We start from the raw sequence: 11,298 nt of genomic DNA, 5'->3' as shown, positions 1-11,298 counted from the left end.
ACGGCATGGCGCGCGCGGCGGAGGACCGCATCTGGACGGTCCCGAACATCCTCAGCATGGTGCGGCTCGCACTGGTGCCGGTGTTCCTCGTGCTCATCATCGAGGGCGAGGACGCGCTCGCCCTGCTGACACTCGTCCTCTCAAGCCTCACCGACTACCTCGACGGCTGGATCGCGCGCCGCTTCGACCAGATCACGCGCCTCGGCGCCGTCCTCGATCCGGCCGCCGACCGCCTCTACATCTTCGCGACGGTGATCGGCCTCGCCGTCCGCGAGCTGGTGCCGTGGTGGCTGGTGGCCGTGCTGGTGGCGCGGGATCTGATGCTCGTCGTGCTCGCGGTCGTCCTCGCGAACCACGGCTACGGACCGCTGCCGGTGCACCACCTGGGCAAGTTCGCCACGTTCTGCCTCTTCTACGCGCTGCCGCTGATCATGCTCGGGCAGGCCTTCCCGGCGCTGGCCCCGGCGTCCCTCCCCGTCGCCTGGGCCTTCGCGCTCTGGGGCGCGTTCCTCTACTGGTGGGCGGGGATCGTCTACGCGGTGCAGACCCGAGGCCTCGTCCTGGGGGTCGACGGAGCGTCAGGGGCGACCGGCGGGCCCTCCGATTCCGATACGCTGAGGGGATAGCGAGGAGGTACGTCTTGGTCGAGTCCGTGCGCGGAGCGTCATCCGCAGATCCGTCCGTTCCCGTCGAGCCGTCGACGGAGACGACCCTCACGTTCACCGACGACATCGGCGCCCAGCTGGCGGCGCTCGACAACCGGGCGTCCCGCGAGGAGGCCGAGGCCGTCGGCGCTCTGCCCTCCGGCTCCGCCCTGCTCGTCGTCCGTCGGGGCCCCAACACCGGGGCCCGCTTCCTGCTCGACATCGACTCGACGACTGTCGGCCGACACCCGGATGCGGGCATCTTCCTCGACGACGTCACCGTCTCACGCCGGCACGCCGAGTTCGTGCGCCGCGGCACCTCGTTCGAGGTCCGCGACCTGGGCTCGCTGAACGGCACCTACTTCGACGGTGTCCGGATCGAGTCCGCGATCCTCACCGACGGCTCCGAGGTGCAGGTCGGCAAGTTCCGCCTCACCTTCTACGCGTCCCGCGCCGACCTCGTCGCCGCTCCGGACGCGTAGCCGTGGGTCGTTCGACCGCTCGCGCACTCCCGTCCGGCCCGGCCGCTCTCCTGAGCATCGGCCAGGTCCTCTCGCACCTCACCACCGAGTTCCCCGACGTCACGCCGTCGAAGCTGCGGTTCCTCGAGGAGCAGGGGCTCGTCTCGCCCGCCCGCACCGACTCGGGCTACCGCAAGTTCTCCACCGGCGACGTCGAGCGCCTGCGGATGATCCTCGCGCTTCAGCGCGACCACTACCTGCCGCTCAAGGTGATCCGCGGCTACCTCGACGACGTCGACGCCGGGCGTGAGCCGTCCCTCCCCGCCGGCGCCGGCGGCGCCGCACCCTCGCTGCTGGCTCCCGCCACCCGGCTCACCCGCGACGGTCTCGCGAGCGAGTCGGGAGCGAGCCCGGCGCTCGTGCGCGAGGCGATCGCCGCCGGGCTGGTCCGCGGCGGGGACGTCTTCGGCGAGGAGGCGGTCACGACGCTCAAGGCGCTCGTCGACCTCGGCCGCTCGGGGATCGAGCCGCGGCACCTCCGTCCGCTCCGCATCGCCGTGGAGCGCGAGATGTCGCTGATCGAGAGCGTCGTCGCCTCGAGCACCCGCCGCGGCGACGCGTCCGGCTCGGCCGGCGCCGCCGAGAACGCGATCGGCCTCGCCGCGCACCTCGGCACCATCCGCGAGGCGATGGTGCGCAGCGCGCTCTCGCGGCTCGCTCGCTCGTGATCGGCGGGCCGCGACGACGACACGCCCTCCCGGAAGAGCGGATGTCGTTTACTCGGCATCCCCGGGTCGGTAGCTTAGGGAGCGCGTTCGGAGCGACCGGCGTTCGTATCCGGAAGGCACAGGGATGAGAGAAGTCAGCCGCGACGTCAGCGGCCAGCGCGACCTCGTCCTCTTCACCGACGGACTGCCCGACCTCGACGCCGACGCGGGCTACCGCGGAGCCGTCGCAGCGCGAGCCGCGGGCATCACCTACCGCCAGCTCGACTACTGGGCCCGCACCGAGCTCGTCGAGCCCACCGTGCGCGGCGCCTCCGGCTCCGGCACTCAGCGCCTCTACGGCTTCCGCGACATCCTCGTGCTGAAGCTCGTCAAGCGCCTCCTCGACACCGGCATCTCCCTCCAGCAGATCCGCACCGCCGTGAACCAGCTCCGCGAGTCCGGCGTCGACGACCTCGCACAGACCACGCTGATGAGCGACGGCGCGAGCGTCTACCTCTGCACCTCGAACGACGAGGTCATCGACCTCCTCAGCCGCGGCCAGGGCGTCTTCGGCATCGCCGTCGGCAAGGTCCTCCGCGAGGTCGAGACCAGCCTCGTCGAGCTCGACCACCAGTCCGTCGACCCCTCCGACGAGCTCGCCCGCCGCCGCGCCTCCCGCAAGGTCGGCTGACCCGCCCAGGTCGAGCGCTCCCTGCCGCGCGGCGCCCGCACCACATGTTGGTCGAGTAGCCCCGAAGGGGCGTATCGAGACCCACCGCCGCACGCAGCTACGGCGCCGCAGCCGAGGCTGCGACGCCGTGCGCGGACCTCGCCGGGCTAGCTCGTCGCCGCCGGAACCGCCTGCTCGCCGATGCGACCGGTGCGGATGACGCGGTCGAGCAGCAGGTCGAAGTTGTGCGCCATCTCCTGCGCGCTCTCGCCCGGCCAGACGTGCACCGGCTTCGCGGCGCCCTGCGCCTGCTGGAGCGAGGTGCGCTCGGGCAGCTGCGGGCTGAGGACCAGCGGGCCGAACATGTCGCGCAGCTCCTTGATCCGGAACTGGTGCTCGAGCGACTGCACGCGCGCGCGGTTGACGATGATGCCGAGCGGCTGCAGGCGCGGGCTGAGACCGCGGCGGATCTCCTCGATCGCGCGCAGCGCGCGGTCGGCGGCGGCGACCGAGAACAGGCCCGGCTCGGTGACCACGGCGACCCGGTCGCTCGCGGCCCAGGCCGTGCGGGTGAGGGCGTTGAGCGAGGGCGCGCAGTCGATCAGGACGAGGTCGTAGTCGGCCTCGACGCTCGCGAGCGCCTCCTCGAGCTTCCAGATGTCGCGGATGCTGGGGTGCGGACCGTCGAAGTTGATCGCGGACGGGCTGCCGATCAGGACGTCGATCGTGCCCTGGCGCTCCTTCGTCCAGCCGGAGGGCGCGATCGCCGAGCGGACGATCTTCTCCTTGGGCGACGTGAGGACGTCGGCGATGTTGAGGTGACCGGCGACGTTGATGTCCATGCCGGTGGAGACGTCGGACTGCGGGTCGAGGTCGACGACCAGCGTTCGCAGGCCCTTCGAGAACGCCGCGGATGCAAGGCCGAGCGTCACGGTGGTCTTGCCGACGCCGCCCTTGAGGGAGCTCACGCTGAGTACATGCATGGCTGAGTACTTTACTTTCCTCCGGGTGGGAGAACCTAACCGTTCCCTGCACACGGTTCCACTCGGCACCTAGCAGGCGCGAGGACGGGAGCCGAGCCCCCGTGCACCGCCGGGCCCGTCGGTACACTGGCGGCAAGCGGAAGGAGGCTCGTTCGCATGGATGAGCGCAACGACGACCAGCCCGATCTCGACACCGGCCCGACTCCGCGGACGGCGCTCGACGCGGCGCGGGACTCCGAGCAGTACGCCCCGCGTGCGAGCGACACCGCTCCGACCCGCATCCCCGACGGCATCCGGCTGGAGTCCCCGGCTCCTGCGCGCCGTCGGTCGAGCGCTCCGGCACCCGTGGAGGACCCGACGATCGACGTCGGACGCCTCGGCATCCCGGACGCACCGGGCGCCGTCCGTCCCGTCTCGGCCGGCATCGCCTCGCGCGACGAGGTGTCGGTGCTCCCCGAGGACGCGGGCGAGCGGCCGCGCGGTCGCGGCGAGCAGCGTCCTGCCGCCCCCGTCCCGGAGATCGAGCACGAGCCCGACGCTGCTGTCGCTGCTGATCCGGCTCCCGGCGTCACCCGGCGCGACCGCCTCCGCGCCGAGTCCGGCACCGGCGGGTCGTCCTCCGCGCCCGAGTCCGCGTCGATGCTGACGCCCGACCGGCTCCTCGAGGTCAACCGCAAGACCCGGCCCGCGCCGACCGGCGGCTGGAACCGCTTCGTCTACGGCCTCACCTTCCACACCGTCAACCTCGGCGACTCCGCGAAGGTCCAGGCGTGGAAGGCGATGGACGAGCGGATCGGCCGCCAGTTCGAGGGCGGCACCCGCTTCGTCCCGGTGATGACCCGCAAGGGCGGCGTCGGCAAGACGACCGTCACGACCCTGCTCGGGATGGCTCTCGCCGACTCGCGCGAGGACCGCATCATCGCGGTCGACGCCAACCCCGACCGCGGCACCCTGGCCGAGCGCGTCCCCAAGCAGACCCGCTCGACCGTCCGCGACGTCGTCAACCGTGCCTCCGGTGTGACCGGGTTCACCGAGTTCTCGACGATGGTCTCGCGCGACGAGACCCGGCTCGACGTGCTCGCCTCGGACACCGACCCGCAGCTCTCCGAGGCCTTCGACGAGGACGACTACAACGTCGTCGCCGACCTCGTCGAGCGCTTCTACTCGATCATGCTCACCGACTGCGGCACCGGCATCGTGCACTCCGTGATGCGCGCGACGCTGCAGCGCGCGGACAGCGTCGTGATCGTCTCCGGCGGCAGCGTCGACGAGGCGCGCCTGGCCTCCGAGACCCTGACCTGGCTCGACGCCAACGGCTACGGCGATCTCGTCCGGAACGCCGTCGTCGCGCTGAACACCGCGACGCAGGGCACCAGCCTGGTGAAGCTCGAGGAGATCGAGTCGCACTTCCGCTCGCGCGTGCGCGACATCGTCCGCATCCCGTACGACCCGGTGCTCGCCGCCGGCTCGGTCGTCAAGTGGGAGCAGCTGCGTCCGGCGACCCAGGAGGCGGCGCGCCTGCTCGCCGCGCTCGTCGTCGAGGGCATCCCGGTCCGTCGTGCCTGACGCGGTTCTGCAGGGCGCCGTGGCGGTCGACTCCACGGAGACCCTCGCATTCGATCTGATCGTGCTCGGCGCCGGCTCCGGCAACTCGATCGTCGGCCCCGAGTGGGCCGGCTCCCGCGTCGCGATCCTCGACGACGGCGAGTGGTTCGGCGGCACCTGCCTCAACGCCGGCTGCATCCCGACCAAGATGTTCGTGCACGTCGCCGACATCGTGACCGACGTCGACCAGGGCGACCGGGTCGGCGTGCACAGCCGCGTCGCCCGACCCGAGTGGGCCGAGGTGCGCGACCGCGTGTTCGGTCGCACCGACGCCATCAGCGCCGGCGGCCTCGACTACCGGGCGAACCGCTCCGAGAACGTCACCGTGCTGCGCGAGAGCTTCGGCTTCGAGTCGCTCGGCGACGGCGACCGGCCGCACGTGCTGGTCAGCGCGAGCGGGGTCCGGATCAGCGCACCGCAGGTGGTCGTCGCCGCGGGCTCGCGTCCGCGTCCGCTCCTCGCGGCCTACGAGCCCGATCCGCGGATCCACGACTCCGACTCGATCATGCGGATCGACGAGCTCCCCGCACGGATGCTCGTCCTCGGCGGCGGTGCGGTGGCCGTCGAGTTCGCCCACATCTTCTCGGCCTTCGGCACCGCGGTGACGGTGGCCGTCCGCGGTGACCGTCTGCTCCGCTCGCTCGACGAGGGCATCGCCCGCGGCTTCACAGCGCTGGCACGCGAGCGCTGGGACGTCCGCACCGGCGTCTCCGCCGAGAGCGTCGAGGCGACTCCGACCGGACTCGTCACGACCTTCGACGACGGCTCCCGCGTCGAGACCGACACGATCCTCGTCGCCACCGGGCGCGACCCGAACAGCGACACCATCGCCGCGGCCTCCGTCGGGATCGACCTGCACCCGGACGGCCGTGTCGTCGTCGACGACGAGCAGCGGGTCCTCTCCGGCGGACGCGTCGTGCCCGGGCTCTTCGCCCTCGGCGACGTCTCCTCGGAGTGGCAGCTCAAGCACGTCGCCAACCACGAGGCGCGGCTCGTCGCGCACAACCTCCTGCACCCGGGCGAGATGCTCTCGAACACCCTCGCCCCCGTGCCCGGCGCGATCTTCGCGCACCCGCAGATCGCGCACTTCGGCCTCACCGAGAAGGAGGCGGGGGAGCGCGGCATCGACGTCGTCGCCGTCACCCAGGAGTTCGGCTCCACCGCCTACGGCTGGGCGATGGAGGACGACTCGAGCATCTGCACCCTCGTCGTCGGACTCGACGGCGAGCTGCTCGGCGCGCACCTGATGGGCCCGCAGGCGAGTATCCTCATTCAGCCGCTCGTCCAGGCCGCCAGCGCGGGGGTCGGGATCCGCGGTCTCGCCCGCAGCCAGTACTGGCCGCACCCCGCGGCGAGCGAAGTCGTCGAGAACGCCCTCCTCTCCGCCGAGGAGGCACTGAGGGAGCGCACCGCATGACCGAACGCCAGATCCGGATCTTCGGCGATCCCGTCCTGAAGACGGTGTCCGCCCCGATCGAGACCGTCGACGACGGGATCCGCGGTCTGGTCGAGGACCTCGTCGACAGCGTGCGCACCCCCGGCCGCGCCGGCGTCGCCGCCCCGCAGATCGGCGTCAACCTCCGCGCCTTCAGCTACAACGTCGACGGCGTCGTCGGCTACATCCTCAACCCCGAGATCGTCGAGCTCAGCGGCGAGCCGGAGCCCGTCGACGAGGGCTGCCTCTCCGTCCCCAACCTCTGGTACCCCGCGATCCGCTACCCGCACGCCAAGGTCCGCGGCACCGACCTCGACGGCAACGAGGTCGTCCTCGAGGGCGACGGCCTGATGGCCCAGGCCCTCCAGCACGAGTGCGACCACCTCGACGGCCGCCTCTACCTCGACCGCCTCTCCAAGGACGACCGCCGAGCCGCCATGAAGGAAGTCCGCGAGAGCTCCTGGTTCTGAGTTCGTTTCCGAGCCGGTCCCTGCCCGGCTCGGCGCGGTCGGCCTCCTGAGGTGGGCGCGTTCCGCAGAGCGTCGTGCGTCCGCCGACGGCGAAGCGCTGTAACGCGCTTCGCCGGATACGGCTCGGCCTTCGGCCGTCGGCCTTCGGCCGGCTTGCGCAGCATGCTGATCGAGTAGGCCGCGGAGCGGGCGTATCGAGATCCACGTGGTCAGGAGGGCGGGTCTCGGTACGCCCTGCGGGCTACTCGACCGGCGGAGGACCTGCGGTCTCCGCGGTCGGACGTCATGCTGGTCGAGTAGCCCGCGGAGCGGGCGTATCGAGATCCACCCGCGTCAGAACGAGAGTCTGCAGACCCGCCCTGCTGGCGACGGTGGGTCTCGATACGCCCCTGCGGGGCTACTCGACCATCCTGCTGATCGAGTAGGCCAGCGTGGGCCTGCCCATGCTGATCGAGTAGGCCGCGGAGCGGGCGTATCGAGATCCACCGTGGTGCAGACGTGGACCCGTCAGCGGAGGCTGATGCCCTCCGTGGCCGGGGCGGCGCTGTAGACGCTGCTGATGGTCGCGGCGAAGTCGTCGAGGATGACGTTCCGCTTGATGCTCATCTTCGGGGTGAGGTGGCCGCTCGCCTCGGTGAACTCGGTGGGCAGGATCACGAACTTGCGGATGGACTCGGCGCGCGAGACGCGGGCGTTCGCGGCGTCGACGGCGCGCTGCACCTCGGCGAGGACGGCCGGGTTCACGGCCGCCTGATCGAGCGAGAGCTTCGCGTCCTGGCCGTTGTTCGCGAGCCAGGTCGGCAGCATCTCGGAGTCGAGGGTCACCAGCGCCGCGATGAACGGGCGCTGGTCGCCGACGACGACGACCTGGCCGACGAGCGGGTTGGCGCGGATCGGGTCCTCGAGCGCGGCCGGCGCGACGTTCTTGCCGCCCGCGGTGACGATGATCTCCTTCTTGCGCCCGGTAACGCGGAGGTAGCCCTCCTCGTCGAGCGAGCCCAGGTCGCCGGTCTTGAACCACTCGCCGTCGAAGGCCTCGGCCGTCGCCTTCTCGTCGTTCCAGTAGCCGCCGAAGACGTCGATGCCGCGCACCTGGATCTCGCCGTCCGCGGCGATCCGGATGGAGCAGCCGGGCATCGCCGGGCCGACGGAGCCGATCTTGAACCGCTCGGTCCGGTTCACCGTCGCGGGCGCCGTCGTCTCGGTGAGCCCGTAGCCCTCGAGGATCTTGATGCCGAGGCTGTGGAAGAAGTGGCCCAGCCTGTCGCCGAGCGGCGCCGACCCGGACACGGCGAAGCGGACGTTGCCGCCCATCGCCGTGCGCAGCTTCGAGTAGACGAGCCGGTCGAAGAGCAGGAACTGCAGCTTCAGCGCGAGCGGCACCGAGCCGGCCTCGACGGCGATCGAGTGGGCGACGGCGACGTCGGCCGCGCGCCGGAAGATCTTGCCCTTGCCGCCGGCCTCGGCCTTCTGCTCGGCCGAGTTGTAGACCTTCTCGAACACCCGCGGCACGGCCAGCAGGAACGTCGGCTTGAAGGAGCCGAGGGAGGGGAGCAGCTGCTTCGTGTCGGCCTGGTGGCCGACCTTGACCCCGCCGTGGACGCAGAGGATCGCGATGAAGCGGGCGAACACGTGCGCGGTCGTGATGAAGAGGAGCGTCGAGGCGCCCGGCTGGTGGATCAGCTCCGTGAGCGCGACCGCGGAGTTGCGGCTGAGCTCGACGAAGTTGGAGTGCCGGATGATGCAGCCCTTGGGTCGGCCGGTCGAGCCGGAGGTGTAGATGATCGTCGCGATGTCGGCGCCGGTGGCGATCGAGCGGCGGCGCTCGATCTCGGCGTCCGGCACGTCGACCCCGCGCGCGGCCAGCTTGTCGAGGTCGCCCAGGCCGATCTGCCAGGCGAGCCGGACGTCCGGGAGATCCGGGCGGACCTCGTCGAAGCGGGCGAAGTGGTCCGCCGTCTCGACGATGACGGCCCGCGCTCCGGAGTCGAAGAGGTTCCACTGGACCTGGGCGGGGGAGGAGGTCTCGTAGACCGGCACGAGCACGCCGCCCGCGAACCACACGGCGAAGTCGATCAGCGTCCACTCGTAGCGGGTCTTGCAGATCAGGCCGACCTTGTCGCCGGGCTCGATGCCCGCCGCGACGAGTCCCTTCGCGAGCGCGGTCACCTGGTCGAGGAACTCGCGGGCGGTGACGTCGCGCCAGCCGCCGGACTCGGGGAGGGCGAAGAGCGCCCGGTCGGGCGTCTCCCGCACGCGGTCGAGCAGCAGCGCCGTCGTGTTGGCCTGCGGATCCGGCGCGACCACGAGGGGGGAATCGAACTGCTCCACGGCAACTCCTTCGGTACCTGAATGATTGTCGGGTCCAGCCTACCGGCGCATCCCGACTGTGTATCCACTCAGGATAACGATCCGCACGTCGGTTCTCGGCGGGTCACTACACTCGATGTGGCCGCCGCTCCAGGGCGGACCCGCGGCGCAGCGGCGTCGGAGGCTAGCGGAAGGCGGTTCGCGTGCACGCGATCGGTATCGACATCGGCGGCACGAAGATCGCGGGAGCGCTGGTCGACGAGTTCGGCGGCATCGTCCGCGAGGACCGCCAGCCGACGCCCGCCGGTCACCCCGAGCTCATCGTCGACGTCGTCGTGGAGATGGTGGCGCGCCTGCGCGAGGGCCTCCCCGCCGGCGACGTCTCCGCCGTCGGCGTCGCCGCGGCCGGCTTCATCGACGCCTCGCAGTCGATCGTCTACTACGCCCCCAACATCAACTGGCGCAACGAGCCCTTCCGCGAGAAGCTCTCGGCGCGGATCGATCTGCCGATCATCATCGAGAACGACGCCAACGCGGCCGGCTGGGCCGAGTTCCGCTACGGCGCCGGCCGACTGGTGAGCGACATGCTGATGCTCACGATCGGCACCGGCGTCGGCGGCGCGATCGTCATCAATGACCGGCTCCTGCGCGGCGGCTTCGGCGCGGCCGCCGAGATCGGCCACATGCGGGTCGTCCCCGGCGGCCTGCCCTGCGGCTGCGGTGCTCGCGGCTGCATCGAGCAGTACGGCTCCGGCCGCGCACTGCAGCGCTTCGCCGCCGAGCTCGCCGACGCCGGCGGGATCGGCCAGGGCATCGCCGACGCGCGTGCGAGGAACGGCGGCGAGCTCGACGGCGGCGTCATCGCCGAGCTGATCAGCGCCGGAGACCTGGGCGCCCTCGCGGCCCTCCGCCAGCTCGGCCACTGGCTCGGCGAGGCGGCGGCGAGCCTGAGCGCGGTCCTCGACCCGCAGATGTTCGTGATCGGCGGGGGAGTGGCGCAGGCCGGCGACCTCCTGCTCGACCCGATCCGCCAGGCCTACCTCGACAACCTGCCCGCCCGGGGGTACCACCCCGAGCCCGAGTTCCGCATCGCGGAGCTCGTCAACGACGCGGGGGTCGTCGGCGCCGCCGACCTCGCCCGCCTGCACGCGAGCTCGCTGTGACCCCGGTCGCGGACCGCTGAGGAGCGCCCCTTGTTCTACTGGTTCATGAAGCACATCGTCGCGGGGCCCCTGCTCAAGACGATCTTCCGGCCCTGGGTGGTCGGCGCCGACCGCGTCCCGGCCACCGGCGGCGTCATCCTGGCGAGCAACCACCTCTCCTTCATCGACTCGGTGTTCCTCCCGCTGGTGATCGAGCGCAACATGGTCTTCCTCGCCAAGAGCGACTACTTCACCGGGAAGGGCCTGAAGGGCTGGGCGACGAAGCTCTTCTTCACCGCCACCGGCATGCTGCCGATCGACCGCTCCGGCGGCAAGGCGTCCGAGGCCTCGCTGAACACGGGGCTCCGCGTCCTGGCCGGCGGTGAGGCGCTCGGCATCTATCCCGAGGGCACCCGCAGCCCCGACGGACGGATGTACCGCGGCCGCACCGGCGTCGCGCGGATGGTCCTCGAGGCGCGGGTGCCCGTCGTCCCGGTGGCGATGATCGACACCGCACGGATCATGCCGATCGGCAGCCGGCTCCCGAAGCTCGGGCGCATCGGCATCGTCTTCGGCGAGCCGCTCGACTTCAGCCGCTTCGAGGGCATGGAGGGCGACCGCTTCATCCTCCGCTCGATCACCGACGAGATCATGTACGAGCTGCTGGCACTGAGCGGCCAGGAGTACCTCGACGTCTACGCGACCTCGGTCAAGGAGAAGCGCGCGGCCCTGCTGCGCTGAACCCGACGCGCCGAGCCACCTGCTCTGCGCCGGGCAGGTGGGCCGACTGCGCGCACCTCCGGAGAACCCTCCGCCGAGCCGATAAGCTCGTCAACCGTCGCCGTCCGACCGGGCGGCGATCACTGCGCGC

The 11,298-nt window shown here is 71.4% G+C and carries 11 protein-coding genes; 9 read left to right on the top strand and 2 right to left on the bottom strand.

The window, feature by feature from the left end:
• The first annotated feature begins 5 nt into the window (after positions 1–5).
• The 4 genes from C1I64_RS08980 (at position 6) to C1I64_RS08965 (ending at position 2,503) form a co-directional block, all read left to right on the top strand.
• Positions 6–626, top strand: a complete 621-nt coding sequence (locus C1I64_RS08980; RefSeq protein ID WP_123446119.1) for a CDP-alcohol phosphatidyltransferase family protein — start codon at positions 6–8, stop codon at positions 624–626.
• 14 nt (positions 627–640) lie between these two features.
• Positions 641–1,126, top strand: a complete 486-nt coding sequence (locus tag C1I64_RS08975) for an FHA domain-containing protein (RefSeq protein WP_279392406.1) — start codon at positions 641–643, stop codon at positions 1,124–1,126.
• A 2-nt stretch (positions 1,127–1,128) separates the two neighbouring features.
• Positions 1,129–1,833 (top strand): transcriptional regulator FtsR, encoded by a 705-nt coding sequence (ftsR, locus tag C1I64_RS08970; RefSeq protein ID WP_127886960.1) that lies wholly within the window; start codon positions 1,129–1,131, stop codon positions 1,831–1,833.
• A gap of 124 nt (positions 1,834–1,957) precedes the next feature.
• Positions 1,958–2,503: a MerR family transcriptional regulator gene (locus tag C1I64_RS08965; protein WP_123446121.1), complete on the top strand. Its 546-nt coding sequence runs from the start codon at positions 1,958–1,960 to the stop codon at positions 2,501–2,503.
• Positions 2,504–2,649: 146 nt separating this feature from the next.
• Here the strand turns inward: C1I64_RS08965 and C1I64_RS08960 are convergent, their stop codons facing one another.
• Positions 2,650–3,465, bottom strand: coding sequence for a ParA family protein (locus C1I64_RS08960; RefSeq protein WP_123446122.1), 816 nt, complete (start codon positions 3,463–3,465; stop codon positions 2,650–2,652).
• Between the two features lie 156 nt (positions 3,466–3,621).
• Between C1I64_RS08960 and C1I64_RS08955 the strand changes: the two genes are divergently transcribed.
• Genes C1I64_RS08955 through def form a run of 3 tightly spaced genes read left to right on the top strand, consistent with a single transcriptional unit; the run spans position 3,622 to position 6,975 of the window.
• Positions 3,622–5,031, top strand: a complete 1,410-nt coding sequence (locus tag C1I64_RS08955) for a MinD/ParA family ATP-binding protein (RefSeq protein WP_244209433.1) — start codon at positions 3,622–3,624, stop codon at positions 5,029–5,031.
• Positions 5,024–6,487, top strand: coding sequence for a mycothione reductase (locus C1I64_RS08950; RefSeq protein WP_244209432.1), 1,464 nt, complete (start codon positions 5,024–5,026; stop codon positions 6,485–6,487). The genes C1I64_RS08955 and C1I64_RS08950 overlap by 8 nt, the downstream gene beginning before the upstream one ends.
• Positions 6,484–6,975: a peptide deformylase gene (gene def / locus C1I64_RS08945; protein ID WP_123446123.1), complete on the top strand. Its 492-nt coding sequence runs from the start codon at positions 6,484–6,486 to the stop codon at positions 6,973–6,975. The genes C1I64_RS08950 and def overlap by 4 nt, the downstream gene beginning before the upstream one ends.
• A gap of 507 nt (positions 6,976–7,482) precedes the next feature.
• On the opposite strand, the gene C1I64_RS08940 is transcribed toward def, so the two are convergent.
• A complete protein-coding gene (locus C1I64_RS08940) occupies positions 7,483–9,306 on the bottom strand; it encodes an AMP-dependent synthetase/ligase (protein ID WP_127886959.1) in 1,824 nt (607 codons plus the stop codon).
• Positions 9,307–9,488: 182 nt separating this feature from the next.
• On the opposite strand from C1I64_RS08940, the gene C1I64_RS08935 reads away from it, so the two are divergent.
• The gene (locus C1I64_RS08935; RefSeq protein ID WP_123446125.1) at positions 9,489–10,448 is read left to right on the top strand and encodes an ROK family glucokinase; all 960 of its coding nucleotides are present in this window, start codon (positions 9,489–9,491) and stop codon (positions 10,446–10,448) included.
• Between the two features lie 30 nt (positions 10,449–10,478).
• Positions 10,479–11,168: a lysophospholipid acyltransferase family protein gene (locus C1I64_RS08930; RefSeq protein WP_123446126.1), complete on the top strand. Its 690-nt coding sequence runs from the start codon at positions 10,479–10,481 to the stop codon at positions 11,166–11,168.
• Positions 11,169–11,298: the final 130 nt, after the last annotated feature.

The organism is Rathayibacter festucae DSM 15932 (genome assembly GCF_004011135.1).
Taxonomy (GTDB): domain Bacteria; phylum Actinomycetota; class Actinomycetes; order Actinomycetales; family Microbacteriaceae; genus Rathayibacter; species Rathayibacter festucae.
Note: the sequence above shows the minus strand (reverse complement) of the source record. Positions and strands in the feature narration are given on the sequence as shown.